The sequence below is a fragment of the Kitasatospora sp. MBT66 genome, assembly GCF_000710405.2.
GTDB lineage: Bacteria > Actinomycetota > Actinomycetes > Streptomycetales > Streptomycetaceae > Kitasatospora > Kitasatospora purpeofusca.
The window spans coordinates 12,813-36,025 of record NZ_JAIY01000022.1 but is presented as its reverse complement, the minus strand read 5'-3'; the positions used below and the strand labels follow the sequence as shown (position 1 = coordinate 36,025).

30 protein-coding genes are annotated in these 23,213 nt (G+C 72.8%); 26 read left to right on the top strand and 4 right to left on the bottom strand.

Translation table 11 applies throughout. The annotated features are described in order from the left end of the window. Positions 1-193 precede the first annotated feature (193 nt). The 4 genes from BI06_RS43315 to BI06_RS43300 form a co-directional block, all read right to left on the bottom strand. Positions 194-859, bottom strand: a complete 666-nt coding sequence (locus BI06_RS43315; RefSeq protein ID WP_233290544.1) for a dihydrofolate reductase family protein — start codon at positions 857-859, stop codon at positions 194-196. Between the two features lie 21 nt (positions 860-880). Beyond that, entirely contained in the window at positions 881-2,320 is a 1,440-nt protein-coding gene (locus tag BI06_RS47515; RefSeq protein WP_043478120.1) for a helix-turn-helix transcriptional regulator, read from the bottom strand. Between the two features lie 134 nt (positions 2,321-2,454). Then, the gene (locus BI06_RS43305; RefSeq protein ID WP_043478117.1) at positions 2,455-2,991 is read right to left on the bottom strand and encodes a GNAT family N-acetyltransferase; all 537 of its coding nucleotides are present in this window, start codon (positions 2,989-2,991) and stop codon (positions 2,455-2,457) included. Continuing rightward, entirely contained in the window at positions 2,988-3,767 is a 780-nt protein-coding gene (locus tag BI06_RS43300; protein WP_043478114.1) for a GntR family transcriptional regulator, read from the bottom strand. Before BI06_RS43300 ends, BI06_RS43305 begins: the two co-directional genes overlap by 4 nt. Before the next feature lie 407 nt (positions 3,768-4,174). Here BI06_RS43300 and BI06_RS43295 point away from each other — a divergent pair, with 407 nt between their 5' ends. From BI06_RS43295 to BI06_RS43170, 26 genes are all read left to right on the top strand, one after another. Beyond that, on the top strand, positions 4,175-4,723 hold the full coding sequence (locus BI06_RS43295) for a hypothetical protein (RefSeq protein WP_051743013.1): 549 nt from the start codon (positions 4,175-4,177) through the stop codon (positions 4,721-4,723). Between the two features lie 165 nt (positions 4,724-4,888). Beyond that, entirely contained in the window at positions 4,889-5,308 is a 420-nt protein-coding gene (locus BI06_RS43290; protein WP_043478111.1) for a hypothetical protein, read from the top strand. Positions 5,309-5,665: 357 nt separating this feature from the next. After that, positions 5,666-5,920, top strand: coding sequence for a hypothetical protein (locus BI06_RS43285; protein WP_043478108.1), 255 nt, complete (start codon positions 5,666-5,668; stop codon positions 5,918-5,920). Positions 5,921-6,026: 106 nt separating this feature from the next. After that, on the top strand, positions 6,027-6,281 hold the full coding sequence (locus tag BI06_RS43280; RefSeq protein WP_043478105.1) for a hypothetical protein: 255 nt from the start codon (positions 6,027-6,029) through the stop codon (positions 6,279-6,281). A 24-nt stretch (positions 6,282-6,305) separates the two neighbouring features. Continuing rightward, positions 6,306-8,138: a DUF2637 domain-containing protein gene (locus tag BI06_RS55335; protein ID WP_051743012.1), complete on the top strand. Its 1,833-nt coding sequence runs from the start codon at positions 6,306-6,308 to the stop codon at positions 8,136-8,138. A gap of 158 nt (positions 8,139-8,296) precedes the next feature. Continuing rightward, the gene (locus BI06_RS43270; RefSeq protein WP_043478102.1) at positions 8,297-8,812 is read left to right on the top strand and encodes a hypothetical protein; all 516 of its coding nucleotides are present in this window, start codon (positions 8,297-8,299) and stop codon (positions 8,810-8,812) included. Position 8,813: 1 nt separating this feature from the next. After that, positions 8,814-8,996, top strand: a complete 183-nt coding sequence (locus BI06_RS43265; RefSeq protein WP_043478099.1) for a hypothetical protein — start codon at positions 8,814-8,816, stop codon at positions 8,994-8,996. A gap of 145 nt (positions 8,997-9,141) precedes the next feature. Further along, positions 9,142-11,241, top strand: a complete 2,100-nt coding sequence (locus BI06_RS43260) for a hypothetical protein (protein WP_043478096.1) — start codon at positions 9,142-9,144, stop codon at positions 11,239-11,241. A 14-nt stretch (positions 11,242-11,255) separates the two neighbouring features. Continuing rightward, positions 11,256-11,762 carry a hypothetical protein gene (locus tag BI06_RS43255; protein WP_051743011.1) on the top strand — a complete coding sequence of 169 codons (507 nt, stop codon included), beginning with the start codon at positions 11,256-11,258 and terminating at the stop codon, positions 11,760-11,762. A gap of 101 nt (positions 11,763-11,863) precedes the next feature. After that, on the top strand, positions 11,864-12,694 hold the full coding sequence (locus BI06_RS43250; protein WP_043478094.1) for a hypothetical protein: 831 nt from the start codon (positions 11,864-11,866) through the stop codon (positions 12,692-12,694). A gap of 1 nt (position 12,695) precedes the next feature. Next, positions 12,696-14,138, top strand: coding sequence for a hypothetical protein (locus BI06_RS43245; protein ID WP_051743010.1), 1,443 nt, complete (start codon positions 12,696-12,698; stop codon positions 14,136-14,138). A gap of 309 nt (positions 14,139-14,447) precedes the next feature. Continuing rightward, positions 14,448-14,642, top strand: a complete 195-nt coding sequence (locus BI06_RS43240; RefSeq protein WP_051743009.1) for a hypothetical protein — start codon at positions 14,448-14,450, stop codon at positions 14,640-14,642. Between the two features lie 135 nt (positions 14,643-14,777). Beyond that, positions 14,778-15,437 carry a hypothetical protein gene (locus tag BI06_RS43235; protein WP_043478087.1) on the top strand — a complete coding sequence of 220 codons (660 nt, stop codon included), beginning with the start codon at positions 14,778-14,780 and terminating at the stop codon, positions 15,435-15,437. 24 nt (positions 15,438-15,461) lie between these two features. Beyond that, positions 15,462-15,737 (top strand): hypothetical protein, encoded by a 276-nt coding sequence (locus BI06_RS43230; RefSeq protein ID WP_051743008.1) that lies wholly within the window; start codon positions 15,462-15,464, stop codon positions 15,735-15,737. 126 nt (positions 15,738-15,863) lie between these two features. Continuing rightward, positions 15,864-16,400, top strand: coding sequence for a hypothetical protein (locus BI06_RS52060; protein ID WP_043478084.1), 537 nt, complete (start codon positions 15,864-15,866; stop codon positions 16,398-16,400). A 66-nt stretch (positions 16,401-16,466) separates the two neighbouring features. Further along, positions 16,467-17,660, top strand: a complete 1,194-nt coding sequence (gene dnaN / locus BI06_RS43220; RefSeq protein WP_043478082.1) for a DNA polymerase III subunit beta — start codon at positions 16,467-16,469, stop codon at positions 17,658-17,660. 85 nt (positions 17,661-17,745) lie between these two features. Then, positions 17,746-18,567 carry a hypothetical protein gene (locus BI06_RS54970; RefSeq protein WP_043478079.1) on the top strand — a complete coding sequence of 274 codons (822 nt, stop codon included), beginning with the start codon at positions 17,746-17,748 and terminating at the stop codon, positions 18,565-18,567. Between the two features lie 37 nt (positions 18,568-18,604). Continuing rightward, a complete protein-coding gene (locus BI06_RS43210) occupies positions 18,605-18,895 on the top strand; it encodes a hypothetical protein (RefSeq protein ID WP_043478076.1) in 291 nt (96 codons plus the stop codon). A gap of 32 nt (positions 18,896-18,927) precedes the next feature. Beyond that, positions 18,928-19,680 (top strand): hypothetical protein, encoded by a 753-nt coding sequence (locus tag BI06_RS43205; protein WP_051743007.1) that lies wholly within the window; start codon positions 18,928-18,930, stop codon positions 19,678-19,680. Positions 19,681-19,744: 64 nt separating this feature from the next. Next, complete coding sequence (locus BI06_RS43200; RefSeq protein WP_043478074.1) at positions 19,745-19,978, top strand: hypothetical protein; 234 nt, start codon at positions 19,745-19,747, stop codon at positions 19,976-19,978. A 90-nt stretch (positions 19,979-20,068) separates the two neighbouring features. After that, positions 20,069-20,308 carry a hypothetical protein gene (locus BI06_RS43195; RefSeq protein WP_043478071.1) on the top strand — a complete coding sequence of 80 codons (240 nt, stop codon included), beginning with the start codon at positions 20,069-20,071 and terminating at the stop codon, positions 20,306-20,308. A gap of 141 nt (positions 20,309-20,449) precedes the next feature. Beyond that, entirely contained in the window at positions 20,450-20,866 is a 417-nt protein-coding gene (locus BI06_RS43190) for a hypothetical protein (RefSeq protein WP_043478068.1), read from the top strand. 124 nt (positions 20,867-20,990) lie between these two features. Continuing rightward, positions 20,991-21,503, top strand: a complete 513-nt coding sequence (locus BI06_RS52055; RefSeq protein WP_043478067.1) for a hypothetical protein — start codon at positions 20,991-20,993, stop codon at positions 21,501-21,503. Further along, entirely contained in the window at positions 21,503-21,967 is a 465-nt protein-coding gene (locus BI06_RS43180; protein WP_043478064.1) for a hypothetical protein, read from the top strand. The genes BI06_RS52055 and BI06_RS43180 overlap by 1 nt, the downstream gene beginning before the upstream one ends. 104 nt (positions 21,968-22,071) lie before the next feature. Continuing rightward, the gene (locus BI06_RS43175; RefSeq protein ID WP_043478061.1) at positions 22,072-22,563 is read left to right on the top strand and encodes a hypothetical protein; all 492 of its coding nucleotides are present in this window, start codon (positions 22,072-22,074) and stop codon (positions 22,561-22,563) included. 35 nt (positions 22,564-22,598) lie between these two features. After that, the gene (locus BI06_RS43170) at positions 22,599-23,111 is read left to right on the top strand and encodes an AAA family ATPase (RefSeq protein WP_051743006.1); all 513 of its coding nucleotides are present in this window, start codon (positions 22,599-22,601) and stop codon (positions 23,109-23,111) included. Positions 23,112-23,213 lie beyond the last annotated feature (102 nt).

The window sequence follows — 23,213 nt, the reverse complement described above, 5'->3', positions numbered from 1 at the left end:
ATCAACGAGAGCGGCCCAAATCTTGGCGGATTGCGGGGCCGCTTTCGCGTTCTCAGGAACAGGTGTTGAAGTGCCCAGGAGGCGCCGACCGGAGCCTAGCCCCGTGTAGAGGCTGGTCTCCTATGCCGGACGCCGCCGGGCGTGTCCGCCAGATGCAGCATCTGGCGGCTGGCCTGTGGACAGTGGTTGGACGTCAGGCCGAGCGATCCTTCGGGGCGTAGCGCAGGAGCACGACGTCGCCGATCGGCCGGGCTTCGAGCAGACGCATGCGGGCGTTGGATCCGCCGGGGTACTCGGCGGTGCCGAGGAATCGGGGAGCATCGGGCTGTCCGACCAGGAGCGGAGCGACCGCGAGGTGGATCTCGTCCGCGAGGTTCTGTGCGACGAGCTGAGTGTGGATCGTGCCGCCGCCCTCCACCATCAGCCGGCCGACACCGCGTCGGCCGAGTTCCTCCAGGACCTGGTCCCAGTCGAACTCTGGCCCGGTGCTCACAACGTCGGCCAGGCCGCCGAGATTGGCCCGCACCTTCTCGACGGCGCTGTCCACGGTGAACACCACCTTTTCGCCGCCGTGATGCCAGAACTTCAGGTCGGCGTCGAGGTCGCCGGTTCGGGTAACCGTGACCTTGAGCGGGTATTCCGGCTTGCCGTCGGCGATGCGCTGCGCGCGGCGCGCCTCGCTGTTGACCAACAGACGCGGGTTGTCCTTGCGCATGGTGGTGGCGCCGATGAGGATCGCGTCGGACTCGGCGCGCACCTGGTCGACCCGGTCGAAGTCCTCCGGGTTGGAGAGCAGCAGCCGGGTGTCGCTGGCGTCGTCCAGGTAGCCATCGACCGACGTAGCGGCGGACAGCAGCACGTAAGGGCGGGAAGTCATGAGTCAGGCGTCCTGTTCGGTCTCGTGGAGAAGGGTGTCGTTGAGGGTGCGGCGGAACTCGGCGACCTCGGGCAGGCGGGACCAGTCGGCCAGCTCGTGATCGAGCCGGGCGAGCTCGGTGAAGATGCGGCCGGAGCCGGTGTCCTCGGCAACGGCAAGCGCGTGTACGCCGGCGACCGCTGCCTCCTCCGGGCGCCGGGCGCCAGCGAGGGCAACGGCCTGCCGCGCCATGTAGACGCCGCGGTCGCGGTGGTAGCCGTCGGGGAGCAGCCGGATCGCTCCGGCGAAGGCGTCCGCCGCTTGATCATGGCGGCCGAGGACTTCGAGGCCCCGCGCGCGGTGGACCTCAACGTACGCGGCGTTGAGCCAGGAACCCCACGGAGTCGGGTCGGCGGCGACCCCGTCCAGGGCCTGGCGGACCTGGTCGATCGCCCGCTCGCTCTCGGAGGCGTCACCGCGCAGAGCGTGCCCGTACGCCTCGTAGGTCCGGGCAACGGCGGCGAGCCGGCTACGGGGCCGGGCCATCCGCTGCGCGGCCTCCGCCAGGTCGACGACCTCGGCCAAGTCGGCCATGTCGCCAGCCAACTGGGCCTTGCGGGCCATCACGTACGAGGTCAGTTCACCGTCGCCAACGGTGTGCGACCACTGGAAGGCCCGGTCCAACCAGTACCCGGCCTGCTCGTTGTTCCCGAGATCCTGGTAGAGCCAGGACAGGAACTCGCCGTACTGGGTCTGCAGCTCTGCCAGGTCACGCCGGTCCGAGGCCTTGGCGTCCTTGCGGAGCTCCTGGATCACGCCGATGTGCTCGTGGACCGTTGCGATGACCTGCCGAGGGCCGAGCAGGTTGTCGCTGTCGATCAGTAGCCGCCGTGTACGCCGCAGGTGCTCCACGGGCGTTGCCCCGTACGCCGAGGCGGCACGGGCCTTGCGCGCGAGCGCCGATGTCGTTCCCCGGTCGGCAGCCACCGCGGGCGACGTTCCCACGCCTACCGTAGCCGCCACACCGAGCCCGACCCCGCTGCGCAGAAGCGCGCGTCGATCGAGATTCACCCAGACCACCGACCCGTCTCGTAGACGACAGGGGACGGACATCCCCTCACTGTCCGACGCTGCCTGGTGAGGCAGGGTCAGGGCCAGACCTGCCGACGCTTTGGCCACATGGACCACAGGACTGGCCACATCGCCGCGACCGTCCGCGAGACGGTCCCATGCGCGGATCAGGGAGCCGCACGCGTTCAGGGCGGTGTCGAGGCGGGCGACCTGATCTCTGTCGGGCATCCGTTCGGCCCGCTCGAAACGTCCCAGGTGGCTGTGGTCTATCAGGGCAGCAAGAGCCAGGCCGCGCAGGGACAACCGGCGTCCCTGACGGAGCTGCCGAAGCTCGTAGCCCCACCGGTGAAGTGGTGACGCGTCAGGTGTCAGATCGTTCGGTCGCTGGCCCATGCTGCCCCCAAGGCGTGGCCTACGTGGCCAATGCGTCTGGCCACATGTCGGATCTGGAAGTTGAGGATCACCAAGGACTAGAACCGAACTATCAGCAACCGGTCCGAGTCAAGGAGCGATCAGTGAGCAGTCCGTTAGGGCATCTCGACAAGTTCGTGCCGATCGTTCCGATCTGCAGCCCGCTGCCCGAGCCATCCGGCAACGCCGGCGCCTCCGACTCCTCCGCCGACCACGGTCCGCACATGTTGGAAGCCTTGGCTGCCCCAGTAGGCCTGGAGACGTTCGTTGGTGCTCCACACGTTGATTCGGACCCAGTGGCCGCCCGCCTGTGCAGCGCGGTCGCATGCCCAGTCCACCAACCGACTGCCGATGCCTTGGCCTGCGTATGCACGGTTCACGATCAGCTTGTGAAGGTGCATGGACGGTTCACGCAGTTCGGCTTCCGTCCAAAGGCCCGGCTCGGGCTCACTGTCGAGCGTGATCGTGGCAGCGGTCTGGGGCCCATCCTTCAGCAGAAAGACGTTGCCGGCCTCGATGCTCGCCAGGATGTGCGCATTGGGGAAGGCATTGCTCCACTGATCGATCCCGAGAGTGCGGAGCCAAGCTGCTGCCTCCTGCCGGTACTGGAGGAGCAGCGGCAGATCGGTTGGCGTTGCGCGGGTGATGATCAATGAAGGTCGCCTCCGGTGGCGTGGGCTCGGAGATCGCCCAGGTCGTAGGTGATGTGGTTCAGGTCGCCGCGGAACGTGGTGCGCGTACAACGAACGGGTTTGTCCGCGCTGAATCCGGTGCGGATCCAGATCAGCACCGGAACGCCGGGACCGATCTGGAGTTCGCTGGCTTCCTCCGGAGTTGGCATTCGGGTCATCAGTTCGTCGTGGTAGCCGATCTGCTCAAGGCCCCGGTCAGCCAGGTACCTCGTGCTGCCCTCTTCGATGTCGTCGGGCTCGGCAAGGCGGGGGTGCGCGTCGACCAGCCACTTCGGGTAGTGCGTGGCCTGTGTCGACCAGGGCGTGTCGTCAACGAATCGACGGCAGAACCGGAGGACTCCCTGTTCACCGGGGGTGACCTTGAGCCGCTCGGCGATCTCCTGCGTAACCTTCACCATCTCGACCCGGAACTCCTGGTGGGGCTGCCGTCCGGAGTGCAGCACCTCGTTGTCGTACGAGTCGCCGTCCTCCCGTTGGGAGAACTGCAGATTTTCGAACTTGGACGCGTTGAGGACGAAGATCTCATGGGACCTGACCTGGTAGGCGCGGCCCTGCGAGGAGTTGAGCAAGCCTTCCGAGACCAGCAGCTGCAAGCCCTGCCGGACTGTGTTGCGGGAGGCGTCGAAGCGCTCGCGCAACTCTCGCTCGGAGGGAAGGTCATCGCCGGGTCCGAAAACTCCGCCGGCGATCTCGGCCCGAAGGGTGTCGGCGACCTGGCGATACAGCGGTTTGCTCATGGGGCCATCTTGCCCTACTGAACCAGCCTGTTGGTACATGTCGAGCGTTCCCCCTTGACTTGTAGCTCGGTGTGGGTGCACGATCACTATACAACTTGTCCCGACAAGCGGGGCAAGGGGTCAAGGTGGTGTTTGTTGGTCACCTTGATTGAGCAAGGCCGGCGCTGACAACGCCGGAGCAGAACATGCGGTTGTCAGCCGCCTTCGGGCGGTGGCGAGGTCGCGGGGTTGATGCTCTAGCTCCCCCAAGCGCCGGACGGCTGTACCTCATAGCAACACCAGAACCACTTTTGAGCAGCGTGCTGCGCTGCCTGTCCGCCAGGACACCGGCCATCGGGCCGGGCCTGGCGGGCGGAGAGAGCAGCAACCTCTCGCCCCCGTCCCCTCGACCGTTCCGGAGGAACCCGATGTCGACCCGCACCCGTTCCCGCCGCACCTACGGCCGGGCCCCGCTCAAGCTCAGCTCGCTCAACCCCGCCAACATCGACATGGCGCAGGCCTCGATCGTCTGCCCGGAGTGCGACACCTGGCGCCGGATCGTTGGCAAGACCGACCTCAAGGTGATCGGCCACGAGCGCGGGACGTCCGACCACTGCCCCGGCGGCAACCGCCAGGTCCAGGTCGACCTGACGCCGGACCGGTGGCTCGCCCGCCTGCGGCGCCAGGAGCTCGACGCCCTGTCGGCCGAGACTCGCCGCGCGGCCACCCAGCACTACAAGCCGCTGCCGGCGCAGCCCGGCCCGGTGCACCTGATGGCGACCGCCCGGCCGGAGACCGAGGAGCCCACGGCTGGCGAGCGCATCGCGCAGGCCCGGCAGCGTACGGCGCAGTGGAAGAAGGTGGTGCAGGTCGTCAAGGCGACCGACGACCTGCGGGCCCAGCCGCTGGTCGGTGCCGTCGGGCCGATCCGCGGCATTGAGGTCCCGCGGAAGACGCTGCACCCCGCCGCCGCCTGACCCGACATCAGCACGAACCGCCACGGCCGCCGCCCACCCCGAGCACGACGGGGTGGGCGGCGGCCGTGGCTGCTCGTACGCAGCACAGAGCAGCAAGACGGCCCCGGGGCCGTAATCCCCGGGGCCGTAGTCGGTCGCACCGCACCATGACGAGAGGACACGACCGTGGACACCATGATGGCACTCGTCGGCATCCCGGCGAGCAACCCGAACACCGACTTCGACGAGCTGTACGGCCGGTACTCGGTCCGACTGCTCGCGGCCGCCGCCGAGCAGCTCGCCGAGATCAGCCCGGCCGCCGCCGACCTCGACGAGGACCTGGCCGACGCCGTGTGGGAGGCGGTCGAGGCCGGCCACTACCCGGACGGCGCCCGCGGCTTCGCCGGCCTGCTGGTCCTGCTGCGCGCCAAGGTCCGCCGGATCCGCGCCCGGTCCGCCGCCGCCAGCGAGGCGATCCGCGAGGTCGTCATCGACCTGGACGACGCCGCCGACGAGCCGGTCACCACGATCACCACGATCCGGCCGCTCCCGGCCACCGTCTCCGCGGCCGTCGCCGCCCTGCGCGCGCTCCCCCTGGCCGGGTGACCCCGTGGCCAGCGAGGCCCTGATCAAGATGCTCGCCGCGAAGGCCGCCGCCGCTGCCGCCAAGGCGGCCGCCCGCGCCGCCGCCGACGCCCTCAAGGCCGCCACCCCCGGAGGACGCAAGTGACGATCACCCACCTCGCCGTCTGCCGCTCCTACATCGGCGGCGGCACCCCCCTCCCCCAGCCCACGCCGCCGGCCCCGCCCACGCCCGGCGGTGGCCGGTGAGCAGCCCCGAGGACCAGGCCTGGACCAGCAAGCAGATGGACGAGCTGCTGCGCCGGGCCCGCGAGATGCACGCGAAGGCCCAGGCCGAGAAGCAGAAGTGACCCGCCCGCCGATCCGAGAGGAACCAGAACTGTGCTGAGCACCGAGGAGTACGAGCGTCGGCAGGCCGAGCTGGCCGCGATGCACGCCGCCTACGAGGAGGCCGACCAGGCCGAGTACGTCGCGTTCATGGACGAGCTCGACGCCCGGGACGTCGCCGTCTGGGCCGACCCCATCCTGGCCCGCGACGCGGTCGGCGGCGCGGAGCTGGAGCAGCGGCACGTCCTGGACGAGGCCGCCCACCCCGCGCTGTTCGAGGCGTTCCGGCGCCTCGCCCCCACGGCCTGACCGCCGGTTGCTGTCGTTCGCCGCCGCCCCCGCCCAGCTCCACCAGGCGCGGGGCGGCGGTGTTCGACGGTGCCCGACGCACCGCCCTTCGACCCTGGAGCAGCTGATGTCCCAGACCACCGCCGCCGCCGTCCAGCCGCAGGCTCCCGCCACGCCGGGGGCCTACCACTACATCCTCACCCTCCAGGCCTCCCTCGGGTCCGGCTTCCAGGTCTTCACCACCGAGGGCACCCACACGCCGGCCGTCGGCTGGACCCGCGCCGACTTCTACAAGGCGATCCGGGACGGCATCGTGCGGCAGCACCCCGAGCTGGCCCGCGCGAACACGATCTTCTTCGACCTCCAGCCCAACCGGCTCTGACCGCCCTCCAGAAGGGAGAACCAGGTGAGCACGACTTACGAACCGGCGATCACGGCGGCCGACGACACGGTGCGCCGCGAGTCCTTCATCAAGCCCGGCCTGCCCACGCAGGCATCCCCGGCCGCTGAGGTCGGGGAGGAGACGGACCGTCCGGCCGACGACACAGCGGCGCGGCCGGCGGTGCGCATCGAGCTGGCCCGCTGGGAGAGGTGGCTGGCCGGTGCCGGCGGCCTGCTTGCCATCGGCGTCTCCACCATCGGCCTGGTCGCCTCCTACCAGGCCGTCGAGGCCAAGGCCGCGAAGACGGTCGCCGAGGGCGGCTGGGGCTGGGAGCAGCCGTGGATGCTCCCCGTCGCCGTCGACCTCGCGATCCTCGCCTTCGGCATCGTCAACCTCCTGCTCATCAGGGCGGAGCGGGAAGCCGGCTGGGTGAAGTGGGTGCCCCGGGCGTTGACCGGCCTGACGATCTGGCTCAACTGGGAGGCCGGCGCCTCCGGCACCGCGGCCGCCGGACACGCCGGCCTTGCCGCCCTGTGGGTCGTCTTCAGCGAAATCGCCGCCCATCTGTACGCCGGCCACATCGGCCGGCTGCGCGGCCGCCAGCGCATGGAAGGCGTCCGCTTCTCCCGCTGGCTCCTCTCCCCGATCTCCACCGCCCGCATCGCGCGGCAGATGAAGCTGTGGGAGATCCGCTCCTACGACACGGCGCTGCGCCTGCAGCAGGAGCGGATCGTCTACCGCGAGCTGCTCACGCAGCGTCACGGCAAGGGGTGGAAGAAGGCGGCCTCACGGCAGGAGCTGATGCCCCTCACGCTCGCCCCCTACGGCATCACGGTAGAGGCCGCGCTGAACCGGCCCGCCGAGCGGGCCGAGCGGGACGCCCTACGGGCGCACGAGACCGAGGTACGGACCCGGGCGCTGACCCTACGGATGCAGGAGGAGGAGGCTACGGAAGCCCTCCGCGCGGTCGAGCGGGAGGCGGAGATCGCCGCCGCGAAGGCCTCCGCCGACGCCAAGCGGCTGCTCGCCGAGGCGCAGCAGAAGGCCGCCGCGGAAGAGGCCCGTACGGCGGCGGACACGGTGGTACGAAGGCGCGAGCTGGAGCTACAGGTCCAGCGGGCGAAGGCTACGGCCGAGGCCGAGCGGCTGCGTGCCGAGGCCGAGGCGCAGGCCGCGAAGGCGACTGCGCAGGCCGAGGCGGAGGCCGCCGAGATCCGGCGACGCGCGGAGGAAGCCCAGCTCAAGGCGGAGATTGACCGCCGCAGGCTGGAGCGCGATGCGGCCGACCAGGAGCGGCTGGCGCAGCTGGAGGCGACCCGTCAGGCGGAGGAGGCGAAGGCCGAGATGGCCAAGGCCGCGGCTGCCCGCGACGCCGAGTTGTCCCGCCTGCACCGGGAGCGGGCGGAGGCCGACAAGGAGGCCGCCGAGGCCCTCCGTAAGAAGGCCGTGGCCGAGCAGGACGCGGCCGTAGCCCTGGAGGCGGCGTCCGTAACCCGGGCACAGGCGGTCGTGACCCAGGCCGAGGCCGAGCGCCGGGCGGCGGAGGCCAAGCGCCTCGCCGCCGTCGCCGAGGCGGAGGCTGCGGAGCTGGAGCGGGCGATGGCCGTAGCCCTGGAGGCCGCGTCCGTAGCCCACGAGAACGCCTCCCGTAGCCCGGCCGAGCGCCAGGCCCTGATCGTCGCCGACATGCTCGAGAAGTTCGGCGAGAAGGTCGTGACGCTCAGCTACATCGAGCGGGCCCTCGGCATCACCGGCGGCACCCGCCAGGACCGCCGTGACCGCGCCCGGGAGATCGTCGCCGAGCGCCGGAGCCGGAACGCCGGCCAGGACGGGCAGGGCGAGTCGCTCGCGGCCTGACCATCCCTCAGCACGACGGAGTACCGGCCTCTCCGGTGGCCACCAGGGCGCGGTAATCGCCCTGGTGACCGCCGAAGGCGCCGACGGCGCCGAGCACCACCGTAGCGACCCGGCCATCCGGCCGGAGCCCGGGTCGACCACATCACCTGGAGGACCGCATGACCCAGAACAACAAGGCGGGATGGACGTCGGAGCACCTGCTCAAGCCGCAGGGCACCAACCTGTACGCCGCCCAGCAGCGCGAGCGGCTGCGGCAGATGGCCAACGAGGTCCAGTCGCTGCTGAGCGAGTACCGCTCGGCGCTGGAGGAAATCCGCATCGACGGCGACAAGCCGCTGGAGCACAAGGTCCGCGCATTCCGCGCGACGCGGCCGATGGCCAACCTGGAGAAGAACCTGCGGGCGGCCGTGAACGAGGCCGGAAAGATCGACGCGGCTTTCAACCGGCTGTACGTCGAGCTCCCGGTCAAGCGTGAGAAGCGGGCGACCGCCAAGGCGCTCCAGAAGGCCCACAAGGCGGGTCTCAAGAACGCGCAGGGAACGCAGTCGCTGAACACGGCGGCGAACCTGCACGGGATCTCGGCCGGAATCACCGGCGAGCAGGACCGAAACGGGAACGGAAACGCCACGGAGAAGCCCGTCTCGACGTTCCTGGATTTCCTGAAGGAGGCGTGAAATGCCGCTCACGCCGGGGCAGGCCGCCCACTGGAACCAGCGGATCGCGGCGACCGCCACGAATTCCGAGCGGGCGCCGGTGCTGTGGGATCTGGCCCGCACGATGGCCGGCCGGGACGAAGCCGCGTGGGCCGACCTGGTGCGGATGCTCACCGCGTGGACGCAGGCCCGCGCCAGCTCCTGACGGCCCGGCCGGCGAGGTGACTCTTCGCGCTCACCGAAACCGCCGCGATGCCGTCATCCGGGGTCCCCACGTGCGCGCACTGTGCGCGCACGCGAGGGGCCACCGGTTTGGTGACCGACAGTGACGAACGATTGGAGGCGGCCGGATGGCCGACGACACCACGGGGACCGTGCTCGGCTTCCCCGGCCTGACCCTGCCCGGGGTCGTGGGCGAGGACGGGCCGGACGACGGCCTGCCCGCCCTCGCCCCGCTCACCACCGAATTCACCCCGCCCGCTTCCCTTTCCGTTGCCGACGCCCCTGTGCTCGGCGGAAATGAGGAAACCGCCGCCCACGGAATGGAGGCCGCCCCCGATGCCGGGCCCGGCTCCCTCTCCTCGGTGGCCGCGATGTCCACCGTCATGATGGCCGGAATCACGGTCGCCGCCCTGCGCGGCGCCTATCACGCGGTCGGCTACCTGAAAGCCCGCGCGGAGCACTTCAAGGCCGTCCGGGACCAGCAGGACGCCGCGACGGGAAAAGCAAATTCCGAACTCGAAAAGGCCCGCGCGGCGGCCATGGCGGCGCAGCAGCGCGGCCGCATGCAGTCCGGTCCGGAATTCGGCCGCCAGTCCCGCAATGCGCCCGGGAATTCCGCCCAGAATTCGGGTCGGACGAATTCTTCAGTGCCTTCGACGTTCCGTCAGACCCCGCCCACGGGACCCGCCGGCCCCCAGCCGACGAAGCCCGACACGGGCCCAGGCGGGGGCAAGGGCGGCCGCTCGGGCGCGGATGGCACCACCGGGCCCGGACGGGTCCAGGAGGCCCGCAAGAAGGCCCTGGAGGACTCCGGCCGCAAGGGGCGTCCGGAGGGGAATTCCGGGGACAGAAATGGCTCCCGGAACGGCACTTCGGGCCTCGGGCCGGGTCGCACGGGGCGCCAGCCGGCTTCCCCGGACACGATCCGGGGAGCGGCCCGGCAGCGCGCCGCAGACCGGATCCTGAACGGCCCCAAGGACAAGCAGACGAAGCCCGACAAGCAGCAGGGGTCCGCCAAGCAGTTGGCGGGGCCGGACACGATCCGGGGAGCGGCCCGGCAGCGGGCCGCCGACCGGATCACCACCGGCTCGTGGAAGCCGACCGGTGCCCACACCGCCGGCGGCGCGACACCGACCACGATCCGCGGCGCGTTCCGCAAGCGGGCGGTGGACCGGATCCTGAACGGCAAGAAGCCGAAGGACACGAAGGACGACGCCGCGAAGACGGCCGCCCCCACGCCTTCGGCGCCGGGCACCGACCTCGCCGTCCGGCCCGTCGGCAGCGGGTCGGCCGGTGCCGGAACGGGAGCGGCCGGGTCGGCAGCGTCCGCAGGTACTGCGAAGGGCGGCCGGTCCGGGCCCCGGCGGGTGTTCACGCCGGGCGGGGCAGCCGGGAGCAGGCCATGGCGTGTACGCAAGCCCGGCACCACCGCCCCCGGCAGCCCGCAGGAGAAGAAGCGCAAGGAGAAAGAGGAGCGCCGGGCACGGACGGAGCGGGAGCGGGCGGAGCGCACCAACGCCCGCCGCTCGCAGCGGGCCCGCCGCACCCAGGCCGGGACCACCACTGGCACCGGCCCGAGTGCCGGCACCGGAACCGACACCGACACGGGGTTCGGGCCGCCGCCCGGCTGGTTCCACGGCGAGGCCTTCAAGGTGCGCCGCGAGGACCGGCCCGACCCCGACGCCGACATCGCGGGCGCCATCGGCCGGGGCCAGGCCGCCCTGCCGCGCGCCCCGTACCACTCCCCGCACACCCGGCCGGGCACCACAGCCCCGACGCCGCCGACCCCACCCACCCCTGGAGGACGACCCGTGACCATCCCCGCGCCGCGCCCCGGGCGCGGAACCCAGTACGCCGACGCGGACCTGACGATCTACGACGTCATCGAGGCCGACGCCGACATGGCGGAGGAGATCCTCCAGGGCGCCGACGACGCCCGGGCCGCTGCCGACGGCTGCGAGAAGCTCCTCGGCCGCCTGGAGGCCCTGCACGCCAAGGTGATCGACCTCAAGGTCCCCGGCGTCCTGGAGGGCCTGGTCGCCGGACTGATCGAGAAGACCGAGGAGGTCAAGGCCAAGGCGGAGGCCGTCGCCGAGACCATCCCGGCCGCCGCCGAGGCCATCGCCCAGGCCGGCGCGAATGCCTCCCGCCGCGACCAGCCCTACGCCGACACCGTGCGCGACATGGGCCACGCCGCCCCCGCCGAGCGCGAGTACCACAACAAGTAGAAGGGAGAGCCACCGTGTCCGACACCGACCTCGCGCCGATCACCACCAGCGCCCCGGCCTCCACCCACGACGCCCCCGCCGACCGGCCCGCCGGCGGCGAGCTGGCCGCCTCCACCGGCGGCGTGCTCGCCGCCGCCGGAGAGGTGATCAGCGACGCCGTCCACTACGGCCTGGTCGTCGGCCAGCTCGCCATCGCCTCCGTGCGCCTGGCCCGCCTGTCCGAACAGGTCCGCGGCACCTACACCTACGTCGAGAGCTGCGCCGCCTCGGTGCAGCGCCTCGCCGACCAGGCCGCCTCGATGAGCGTCGACCGCGACACGGTCGGCGAGCACCGCGACGCCGCCACCGTGATGCTCTCCGTCCTGGCGGAGGCCGAGGCCATGGCCACCGCCACCGAGGAACTCGCCACCTTGTTCCAGCAGACCGCGGACGCACACGAGGCGGACTACGGCCCCGTCGACGACGCGGCCGCCGCCAAGGAGGGCGAGATGGCCGACCGCGAGTTCTACGCCAACCGCTGACCCCACGTGAGGGGCGGCCGGTGCCGCCCTCACGGGCTGGGCCGGCCGCCCCTTCGCGCACCCCACCGCCTTCCCCGGCACTGCGAAGGAGCCCCCACCCCATGCTGTCCCTCGGCCCGCTGCGCGGGCACCTCGCCGTCGCCCGCGGCTACACCGGCCGTGCCCTCACCCTCGCCGGCACGGCAGGACTCGCCACCGCCGCCTTCACCACCGGCCCCCTGCCCTACATCGTCACGATCAGCGGCGCGGGCGCCGCCACCGTGTACGGCCTCATCTGGTCCGCGACCCTGCCCAAGGGCCGCATCCGGGACGCCGCCACCGCCCTCTACCTCACCCCGCCCGTGACCGCGGCCGGACTGCTGGTCACCGAGCGCCTGGTGCACGGCGTGCACTGGTGGGAGCTGGCGCTGGACGCCGCCTGGGCACTGGCCACGTGGAAGGTCCGCCCGGCCCGCATGGCCCGTGTCCTGTCGGGCCGCGAGCGCTCCCTGACCGTCGAGGCCGTCCAGGAGTTCCAGCAGGAGCAGGCCGCAGCCCTCATCCCGGCCGGCTCCACCCACCCCATGTCGCTGTGGTGGGCGCAGCGAGTCGCCATCGAGGGCGGCGTCGCCCCCGGCACCGTTCTGCAGGACATCGAGCTCACCGGGCCGAAGTCGATGACCGGGCTGATCCGCGCCGCGGTGCCGGGCACGCCGGTGCCCACGATTTCCATCACCGCGCTCTCCGCGCTCCTGGACTGGGACGAGGAGGAGATCAGCGTCGCCAAGGTCGCGGGCCGCGGCGCCGGGGTGCGGCGCCTGAGCGTCGGTCAGGCCCCCGAGGCGCAGGACCCGTACACGCACTGGATGAAGAACATCGCCCCGAAGGGCATGCCCGGCACGTCCATCACCGACATCCGCATCGTCGACACCGACACGAAGGAACTGCACTGACATGGGAAAGATCTACGAGCTCACCGTCCGGGTGCCCGCCGGCGACGTCATCAACTACGACCTGGGCCGCCTGGCCGACGCCCTGGACATCAAGGACCCCGCCCGCCTGGCCGTCGAGATCAGCGGCAGCAAGGGCCTGGTCACCATCTACCCCTGCGACCCGCTCGCCCACGTCGCCATGCCCGACCCCGAATGCCTGGTCATGGACGCCGCCGGCCGGATCTGGGTCGGCCTGCACCACAACGGCCGACGGGCCAAGATCCGCCTGTACGACCCCAAGTCCGGCTCCGCGCAGCGCATGCTGCTGTTCGGGACCACCGGCGCCGGCAAGTCCACCGGCGGGCAGATCCTCCTCGCCGGGATGAAGCGCTCCGGCGTCGCCGTGTTCTACGCCGACCTCAAGGGCGGCCAGTCCGCGCCCGAGGCCCGCGGCAACTGCTGCTGGTGCGTCTACACGCAGGAAGGCGCCATCGCCCAGCTGCGCGTCTTCTGGAACATCATGAAGGCCCGCGAGGTCCGCTACGCCGCGGCCGGGCGCTCCAAGTTCCTGCGCGACCGCCCCGACCCGCTGATGTACATGGTCCTGGACGAGGCCAACCGGCTGCTGGAGAAGGGCGCCCCCTACCGGGACGAGGCCACCTTCTACATCAAGGACATCGGCCGCACCGGCCGCTCGCTAGGCATGGGCATCGCGCTGTTCGCGCAGGCCGGCCACCTCGAGGAGCTCGGCGGCTCCGACACCCTGCGCTCCATGCTCAAGGAGGGCGAGGTCATCCTGCTGCGCTGGACCTCCAACCTCATGCGGCAGCTGGTCTCCGACGGCCTGCTGCCCGCTGGGCAGAAGCTCGCCCCCATCCCCAAATACGCCGGCGCCGTCGAACTCGTCTCGCAGTTCGATGACACGGAGGCGGACGAGGACCGGCCCGGCACCCAGGGCAGCGGTTACCACCTCTCCGGCCTGCACCCCACTGCCCGCATGCGGTTCTTCAAGGTCGGCTCCGACATGCCGACCGACGGCCTCGACCCGGAAATGCTCGCCCTGTACGGCGACGGCGAGCACGCGGTACTGGAAGAGGCGTCCTGGGAGGACGCGGGCGAGGCCTACGCCGGCCGCCTGGACGGGATGGAGGCATACAAGGCCGCGTGCCCGGAGAAGTTCGAGGAGTCCGAGAACGGCGGGGGCGGTGGCCGGGGCCGCAGCGAGGGCGGCGGTGGTGGGGGCGGGGGCCGGGCGCGCAGTGCGCCGGTCCCGGTCATCCCCACCGCCGCCCCCGAGCCCCGGACCGCCTCCAGGCTCACCCTCGCCGACCGCGTCCAGGCCGTCCTGGAGAACCACGACGGCGAGGAACTGGACGTGTACGAGATCCTCGCCGCCGTCAACGCCGACGGCGGCCGCAAGGCCAGCCTCGGCGGCGTCCGCAACGCCCTCAACGGCCTCGGCTGACCCCAGCTGCCCAGGCAGGGCGGCGACGGGAGCTAGCAGAAGTTCTCCGCATCGCAGTTCCAGCAGAACCACGACTCGGGGACCTCCACCACGTCGCAGCAGTCACAGCCCTCGCCATGCACACGGTTGTCCGCATCGCAGTTCCAGCAGGCGTAGTGCACGTGCGCCACCGCAGGCCCCCTTTGTCTCCGGGCCCCGCACCGAACGGTGCGGGGCACAGCCCGAACCTGACGTACCACCAGGCCCGACCAGCAAACACCCGATCCGGCCTGCCTGTCCGCCCAACCCCCCGACCTGCCAGGAGCAACCGTGGCCGTCACCGTCTCCCTCGCCGTCCTGCTCGGCATCCTCACCGTCGTCTTCTACCGCGTCGGCCTTCTGCGCCTGTGGCCGAGCCTGACCGTCTGCGCGTTCGGCTTCACCCTCGCCTCCACCGGAGCCGGCCCCGCCATCACCCAGCTGCTCAACAGCCTGGTCACCGCCATCAGCCACGCCGCCTCCTGACCCGCCGACACGACCTGCCCGCTCCCGGCCTCTCCGGGGGCCGCCGGCCCCGCCCGCCACAGGGCCTGTCCGGCGGCCCCAGAAGGCGCCCGGCGCCCCGCCCTTCTTCCCCCGCAGCCCTCGAAGGAGACAGCCGTGCCCATCCCCGACAACACCCCCGCGTCCGGTTGGCCCCCCGGCCCGCAGGTCATCCTCCTGGAACCCGGATACATGCCGTCGAACTTCGACGGCGAGATCGTCGCCGTCCCCACCAGCCGGGACCACGGGGGCGCCACCAGCGTGCCCGCGCTCGTCGACGGCCAGGCCGCGGCCGTGCCCGTCTTCGACGTGAGTGCCCGCCTGGACGTCATGGAGGCCCGCCTGGCCGAACACCGGCGGGCCATCGCCGCCATGCCCCCCGTTTCACCCGCGGCCGCGCCGGCCGTCGACCCGGGCCTGTCGCTCGCGGTGCGCCAGTACGTCCTCTACGGCTCCATCGCCTCCCTCGCGGCCGGCGGCGCGGTGTGGATGCTCGGCGCTGCCGTCGCCGAGGTCGCCCCGCACGCCGGCCAGATCGGCGACGTCCTCAAGTGGGCCGCCGTCCTAGTCGCCGCCGTGGTGCTCGGCGTGGCCGGCCTGCTCGGCAAGCTCCGCTCCCTCGCCGCCGGCACCGGATCGGGTACGTCCGCGTCCGCGGGCGGCGACGGCGCGAGCGCGACCGGCACAGTCCTGGCCCTGGTCCACCGCACCCACCAGACCAGCATCGGCCGCCAGTCCGCCGGGTGGCGCGGCTCCATCACCAACAACAACGGCTGACCACCACCACGAAGGGGAACCGACATGGGCTACGCCCGCTACACCGTCCGCCGCGCCGATGGCATCGAGATCGAGGCCGGCTACGGCGTCGTCGCCGACTGCGATCAGGACAACTGCACCAGGGAGATCGACCGAGGCCTGGCCTTCCTGTGCGGCGACGGGCCCGGCGGCGGCGAACACGGCTGCGGCCGTTACTTCTGCGGCGAGCACCTGTTCGGCGCGCCGCAGGACGAGGACGGCGGCCTGTGCGGCGGCTGCCTGCCCGACACGGACGACGACGGCCGCCGCCTCCACTGCTGACCGACCGGCCCGTCTCGCCCCCGGCCGCCCGCCGCCCGCCCCGCCACCTCGGCCGGGCGGGCGCGGCGCGTCCGGGGACGGGGCCGGCCGACCGGCCGGAGCACCCCTGTCGATGGGAGATCCTCCGTGAGCGTCACCGTGATCGAGACCGCCGACCCGTCCGATCCCGCCTCGGTGGCCGCCGCCACCACCGCCGCCATCACCAAGACCCTCCGCGCCGCCGGCCGCGCGAGCGCCCCCACCGGGCCGCTGCCCGTGGCCTCCTGGCGCAGCGGTCGCCTGACCGCCGGCGACCTGCTGGCGCGCCTGGCGGACCTGCCCGACACCGCCCCGGTGATGGTCGACGGCGAGCTGCTGTGCGACACCACCTACGACGGCACCGCCCACCTCCACACCCCGCGCACCGCGCCGCCCGTGCCCGGCGCCGGGGAGCCCGCGGCGCCGGCCTCGGTGTGGCGCAGCACCCGCACCAACCTGCTGCCCGTCGGCGAGCTGCGCGAGCGCCTCGCGGGCCTGCCCGACTTCGCGCCGGTCACCGCCGACGGCGACGTGCTGACCGACGCCGACTACGACGGCGCCCTGCACCTCTACACCCCCTACACCGGCTGCCCCGACGAGGACGAGGACGAGGACGACTACGCCGAGGACGGCGACGAGGACTGACCTCGCCCCGCCGTCGCGACGCCCGCACCTGCCCCGGCACCACCACACCCCGAGAGGTTCCACACCGTGAAGCTGCGCCTGTTCGTCTCCGAGCTCGCCGACGCCGTCTCCTACACCGCCAAGGCACTCCCGGCCCGCCCGCCGGTCCCGGTCATGCTCGGCATGCTGCTGACCACCGGCGAGGGCGGCCTGCGCCTGTCCGCCGCCGACGGCGAGGTCTACACCACCGCCGCCGTCTCCGCCGAGATCGCCGACGACGGCACCGCGCTGGTTCCCGGCCGACTGCTGAACGACATCTGCTCGCGCCTGCCGAAGTCGGCGGAGGTGGACCTGGAGCTGGTCGACAATGGCGCCCGCCTGGTCGTCGGATGCGGCGCGGCCCGCTTCACCCTTCCGGTCCTTCCCGTTGAGGAGTACCCGGCGACGGTCGCGATGCCGGACGCCATCGCCACCGTGCAGGCCGACGTCCTCGCCGAAGCCGTCGCCCAGGTCGCGGTCGCCGCATCCACCGACACCGCGCTGCCCGCGCTGACCGGCATCAAGCTCGGCCTGGACGGCGACACCCTGCACCTGGACGCCACCGACCGCTACCGCATGGCACACAAGGAGCTGACGGTGCGCCCCACCGGCACCGTGCCGGCCCCCGCGAAGCGCGGCAAGAAGAAGGACGGCGACGACCAGGCGGCGGTGCTGGTGCCCGCCAAGGCCCTCGCCGAGGCCGCGAAGGCGCTGGAGGGCGAACACACCCTCACCCTGCACTGGTCCGACGGCTTGCTCGGCCTGTCCATCCCGGGCGGGCGCACCTACATGACCCGGCTGCTGGACGGCTACGAGTTCCCGAAGATGGGCGGCTTCTTCGGCGGTGAGTGGCCGATGACCATCACCGTTCCGGTGGCCGAGGCCGTCGCCGCGATCCAGCGCGTGGCCCTGGTCGCCACCCGCAACACCCCCATCCGCCTCGTGCTGGACCCGGGCGGTGAGCAGCTGCGCGTCGAGGCCGGCTCCGGTGACGACGCGCAGGCCAGCGACCGCATCCCCGCCCACGCCACCGGCGACGCCGAGAGGGACGGCGACGACGACGTCCTGGTCCTCGCGTTCAACCCGGCGTACCTCGTGGACGGCCTGAAGGCCCTCGGCACCTCGGAGGCGCAGCTGCGCGTCCGCCACCCGCACAAGCCGGCCTTCCTGGCCGGCCTGGTCGGCGACGACCTCGACGCCACCTACCAGCACCTGGTCATGCCGGTCCGCCTCTCCGGCTGAACCCCCTCCCCGCCCGCCCCTGCCGGTCCGGCCGCGCACTCCCGCGCGGCCGGACCGGCACCCCGCCATCCCGAAGGAGTCCTCGGTGTTCGACCCCTGGCCCGACGACCGGCCCGTCAACGCGAGGTGGCTGGACCTCGCCGACCGCCACCTGCTGCACTACGACCGCGACCGCTACCGCATCCATGGCGTCCCCAACAACGTCGTCGCCCTGATCTGGGGCGGCCTGATCGCCGACCACCCCGACGGCCCCCGTCTGACCGACACCGGCCGCGCCCGCCTCGCCGTCGAGCGAGCCCGCGACGACCACGACACCGGCGCCCGCCAGCCGGACGCCATGCCGCCCGGCGCCGCCGCCTGGGTCCGGGAGAACGTCTGGCCTCCCCGTTGGCTGAAGAGCTTCGAGCACATCCCCGGCACGTTCACCGAGTGCGCCTGCCAGAGCCCGCCGTCCTGCGAATGCCAGGCCGGCCGTCACACCGAGTGCCGTGAAGACGGCCGACCGATCCGCGAAACCGTCATCCAGACCCACCGCCTCACCCCGGCCCGCCACCTCGAACCCCACGCCCACCCGAGCCAGGAACGCTCCGGCATCAACGACCTCGCGTGGGTGTGGATCGAGGGCGAGCCGTGCCGCCAGATCTGCCGCTGCGCCTGCCACCACCCGGCGCCGCTGATCCAGCAGGCCCACGGCGAGACCCGGCCGGGCTGGTGGTGGGTGAACTGCTGCGGCCGGATCATCACCCGCCGCGGCATGGACGACTCCTGGTGCCGCACCGCCGCCGACGCCCAGGCCCTCGCCGCCTGGCACATCGCCGGCGAGAAGGGCCCCGCCCCCGCCGACTCCCCCGGCCTGCCCGACCTCGCCCCCGCCCGCGACGAGCGCGAGCAGCTCGCCTTCTTCTGACCCGGCATCCCGCCGACCCACCCCGAAGGGACCCGCCGTGAAGCTCCGGCACCTGCTGGACCTGCTCCGCCGCCCCACCACGCCGCCCGACCCACCCGGACCCGGCAACGAGGAGGCGGACCCGCCGAGCGTCTACCTGACCGAACCACCCGCCCCCGACCCGCACCCGGACGACCTGTGGTGCACCTGGCCCGACGAGCTCGACCCCGTCGTCCAACAGGCGATGGACGACGCCACCGCCGCCCACCGCGCCGCCGTTACCGCCTGGCAGCACAGCGAAGACCCGTGGACCGCCCTGCACACCCAGCCCGGCACCACCACCCCCTGACCCACGTCACCGACCCAGAACAGGAACCCGCCGTGAACCAGCCCCACCAGCCCGAGCCCGCCACCACCCCCACCGCCGACGAACAGCCGCCCGGCACCCTGCGCGAGGCCGCCACCCGGCAACTGCACCAGCTCACCGCCCCCGGCGGCCGACTCGACCGGCTCCGCCGCGACCTGCTGGACGCCACCGACGACTGGGACAGCGCCGAACGCTGGGTGCGCGTCCTCGCCTACCTCGTCGGAACCGCCGCCGCGGTCCTGCTGCTCGGCACCGTCGGCGGCATCCTGCTGAACGGCGCCGCCGCCGTGATGGGCGCGATCCACCTGCCCGAGCACATCCCCGGCTCCGGTGACGGCCTGCGCGCCGCGATCACCGGCCCGATCCACACCTACCTCGCCTCCCACCTGCCCGCCCCGCTCACCGAGGCCACCGCATACGGGACGTGGAAGACCGTCGGCCTGATCGTCGCCGTCCTCTCCTTCGCCTCCCAGACCGCCACCTGGCGCCTGGCCTGGTCCTGCTGGTCCGCCGCCACCCTCGCCATGGTCTGGAACGCCACCCCCGAGCCGGGCCGCACGGTCGCCGTCGGCATCACCGCGGCCGCCATCGCCGCAGCCTCCGCCGTCGCCCTGCGCGGTCTCTCCGTCTCGCTGCGCCCGATGGTGATCAGCCGCACCGAGGTCCACCCGCAGATCGTCGTCCAGGCGCCGCCGGAGCCCAAGCCGGCGCCGGCCCGGCTCGCTTCGCTGCCGAACCCGCCCAGCCCCTTCGACCACCGCCGCTGACCCGAAACCACCGACCGCCAGCGCTGACCCTGCCCCGACCACGACCACCAGGAGCAGCCACCCCGTGCCCGAACCCGCACTCCCCCACCCCGTCCGGGTGGTCGACGTCATCGCCCAGCGCACCCAGGCGCTGGCCGCCGACGTCGCCCAGCTGCGCGCCGACGCCGACCGCCTCGCCGCCGACCTCGCCCGCGGGATCAGCACCACCGACACCGAGCGGCTCACCGTCCTGGCCCAGCGCATCCACGGCCAGGCGTCCCGGATCGAGGGCCTGTACGACGCCCGCAGCCTCACCTGACCGACGACCAGCCCCGGGGCCGACGCCCACAGCGTCGGCCCCGACCGCACCGCCCACTTGCCGAGCACCGCCCACCGGAAGGCACCCACCGTGGCCCTGGCCGTATCCCGCGACGCACAGATCGCCGCCCTCTACGAGAAGCTCCACCACCGCTCCGCGATCCTGGCCGGCCTCACCCCCGGCAGCCACTCCCACGCCGGTATCCAGGCCGAGTGCGACGCCATCCACGCCGAGATACGGCGCCTGGAGTCCACCACGAGCATCTCGCCGAAGGCCGTCCTCATCGCCGCCGCCGTGCTCCTGCTGATCGCCTGGAGCGCCCTCCACTGACGGCCGGGCCATCACGCTGCCCACCACCGCGCCCCGCCCCCGAGCCAGCCAGGCCCGGGGGCGGGGCGGCCGTGGTGCGCGGCGCGGCCGCCCGGCCGGACACCACCCTGCTCAGCACCAAACCGCCTTCTGGAGGAAACCGTGCGCGAGAGTCTGCTGCGCCTGCTGCCCGCCCGTCTCGCCCGCCGCCTCGGCTACCACCTCGCCCTGCACGACCCGGCCGCCCTGGCCGTCGCGATCGAGAACAACCTCGCTGCCGCCCGCGCCGGACACGACGTCGAACTGCGCGCCGCCCTGCGCAAGCTCACCGTTCCGCTGGAGTTCCAGCCCGGCCTGCTCGACCTGCACCAGGAGAGCGCCGAGATCGTCATCTACCTGTGCGGCGTCGCGGCCGCGTCCGAGACCAACCTGGACCTGCACGACCCCCGCCAGCGCGCCCTCTACCGAGCGCTGCTGGACGCCCTCACCGCGTCCGAGAAGCTCCGCACCCTCGTCGCCGAGGCCACCCTCCTCGCCCTGCCGGCCGACGAGAGCTCCGCCGAACTCCAGCACCTCTGACCCGTCCGGGCCCCGACGCTGCGTACCACCACGCCCGCCCCCTCGGCCAGCCAGGCCGGAGCGGCGGACGTCGTGGTGCGCGGCGCGGCCACCCGGGCCGGACCCGACCCCGGAGGTACCTGCCGTGTCCACCGACACCACCCCGACCACCGACACCACCCGCTCGGCCGCCCCGGCCGTCCACGCGCCGTTCGCCCGCTCGGGGCGAACCTGGCGCCAGGACAGCATCGAGGAGGGCGCGACCGACTGGGCGCTGGCCCGCTTCGCGCTCTCCGAGCGATCCTTCGCCAGCTACGCCAACGACCCCGGTGCCGAGGAAGCCCGGCGTCTCGCCGACAAGCTCACCGCCGAGGAGGCCCGGCGGATCGACGCCTTCCTCGCGGCCGGCGTGCAGGACCGCAGCCGCCTGGACGCCGTCGGCGCCACCTCGGAGCTCGCCGGCGAAGACCGGACCTGGCTGCTCGACCAGCTGCGCCTGGCCTGGCAGCGCCTGGACAGCCTGCACGACGCGATCGACCGTTCCGGCAGCATGATGACCACCACCTACGCGGCGAGCTCCGTCGATTACGTGCGCTGGTCCCGTCGCCCCGAGGCGATCACCGGCCGCCGTCCCGCCCCGCAGCAGGTCGGTGCCTGATGGCCGCTGAACTCGCCATCGCCCTGGTCGGCGTCGTCGGCACGCTCGCCGGCACCCTGACCGTCACCGCGCTCCAGCATCGCGCCGCCCGCGCCGCCCGCGCCGAGCGCACCGAGCAGGAACGGCGCCGCGAACTCGTCCAGGCCGTCACCGCCCTGGTAGCCGCCCTCGCCGCACACCGCCGCACCATGTGGGCCCGCGAACGGCTGCGCCTCACCGGTGCCGACGACGCGGTGTACGCGGAAGCCCGCTCGGAGAGCCACCGCACCCGCTCCGACATCACCGCCCCGCTGGTCACCCTCGCCATCCTCGCCCCCGCCCTCGCCCCCGCCGCCCAGAACGCCGCCCGCGCCACCTACGCCCTGCGCGGCGCCACCGACCACACAGCCCTCGACCGGGCCCGCACCCAGGCCGCCCACGCCGGCGAGCGCCTGGTCGCCGGCGCCGCCGAGCACCTGGCCTGACCCGCCAGCCCGGCCCACTCTGCGCCGCTTCGCACCCGATGCCACCCCGGCCCTGGGCGAAGCGGCGCAGAGCCGCACACCCGCCACCGACGGAGGAACCCGCCGTGAACACCACCGCCCGCCCGGACCGCGCCGTCCGCTTCGCCGCCGCCTACGCCCTGCTCCGCGCCGCGGCGGACATCGGAGACCACCTCGTGCAGTCGGATTTCTGCGCCCGCACCAAGGGCGCCACCGACGCCGCCCCCGCCGTCGGCGACGACGGCACCGTCCACGGCACGAAGGCCGGCCGAAAGGCGTGCGCGGTCCACTGCCTGACCTACTCCGCCACCCAGGCCGCAGCCCTTCTCCTGGGCTCCCGCGCGTTCGGCCTGCGCCTGCGCCCCCGTCACCTCGCCGCCGCGCTCGCCATCTCGGGACTCACCCACTACGCCGTTGACCGAAGGGTTCCGGGCGGGCTGCTTCAGCGGTTCGCCGAGACCACCGGCAAGGGCAACTTCTACCGCCTCGCCGACCACGGCATCAACGGCGCGGCGCGGATGGACGCCGCCGTCCACCACGGCTTCGAGACCATCGCCGCCGCCGTCCTCTCCTGCTGACACCCACCCAGAGCCACCCACCGAAGGGAACGCCCATGCTCTCCACCCAGCCCTCCACCCTCGACACCGTCCCGGCCCCGGGCGAAGGCGATTTGGTCGTTATGATCGGCGCCAGTGGCTCGGGCAAGTCGACCCTGCTGCGCCACCTTGCGCCCACCCAGGTCGTCAGCCTCGACAGCCTGCGCGCCGTCGTCGCGGACTCGGCCGGCCAGCAGGAAGCGACCGCCGACGCCGTCCTGCTGCAGAACCAGATCCTGGCCATGAGGCTGCGACGCGGCCTTGCGACCTGGGTGGACAACACGTCGGCCGAGGCACACCACAGGACGCAACTGGTCGAGCTCGGCCACCAGCACGGCCGCCGTGTGGTGGCGACATGGGTGGACGTGCCACTTTCGGTGTGTCTGGCGAGGAACGCGCAACGGCCGGCCGAGCGGCGGGTGCCCGAGGACGTCGTGCGCTGGCAGCACCGCATGGTCCGCTCCGCCCGCGAGCTGCTCGCCGGCGAAGGGTTCGACGAAGTCCGACTGCACCGCTTCTTCGGGTCCTGACGCTGCCCACCAGCGCCCGCCCCGCCCCGGCATTCCGCCCGGGGCGGGGCGCTCTGGTGCGCGGCGCGGCCACCCGGCCGAGCCCCGCACCGGAAGCACGGA

Excerpts from the sequence above, each read along its gene's own strand:
- BI06_RS47515 (WP_043478120.1), bottom strand. The coding sequence starts at position 2,320 with ATGGGCCAGCGACCGAACGATCTGACACCTGACGCGTCACCACTTCAC.
- BI06_RS43300 (WP_043478114.1), bottom strand. The coding sequence starts at position 3,767 with ATGAGCAAACCGCTGTATCGCCAGGTCGCCGACACCCTTCGGGCCGAG.
- BI06_RS43295 (WP_051743013.1), top strand. The coding sequence starts at position 4,175 with ATGTCGACCCGCACCCGTTCCCGCCGCACCTACGGCCGGGCCCCGCTC.
- BI06_RS43280 (WP_043478105.1), top strand. The coding sequence starts at position 6,027 with ATGTCCCAGACCACCGCCGCCGCCGTCCAGCCGCAGGCTCCCGCCACG.
- BI06_RS43270 (WP_043478102.1), top strand. The coding sequence starts at position 8,297 with ATGACCCAGAACAACAAGGCGGGATGGACGTCGGAGCACCTGCTCAAG.
- BI06_RS43265 (WP_043478099.1), top strand. The coding sequence starts at position 8,814 with ATGCCGCTCACGCCGGGGCAGGCCGCCCACTGGAACCAGCGGATCGCG.
- BI06_RS43260 (WP_043478096.1), top strand. The coding sequence starts at position 9,142 with ATGGCCGACGACACCACGGGGACCGTGCTCGGCTTCCCCGGCCTGACC.
- BI06_RS43250 (WP_043478094.1), top strand. The coding sequence starts at position 11,864 with ATGCTGTCCCTCGGCCCGCTGCGCGGGCACCTCGCCGTCGCCCGCGGC.
- BI06_RS43245 (WP_051743010.1), top strand. The coding sequence starts at position 12,696 with ATGGGAAAGATCTACGAGCTCACCGTCCGGGTGCCCGCCGGCGACGTC.
- BI06_RS43230 (WP_051743008.1), top strand. The coding sequence starts at position 15,462 with ATGGGCTACGCCCGCTACACCGTCCGCCGCGCCGATGGCATCGAGATC.
- BI06_RS43180 (WP_043478064.1), top strand. The coding sequence starts at position 21,503 with ATGGCCGCTGAACTCGCCATCGCCCTGGTCGGCGTCGTCGGCACGCTC.
- BI06_RS43170 (WP_051743006.1), top strand. The coding sequence starts at position 22,599 with ATGCTCTCCACCCAGCCCTCCACCCTCGACACCGTCCCGGCCCCGGGC.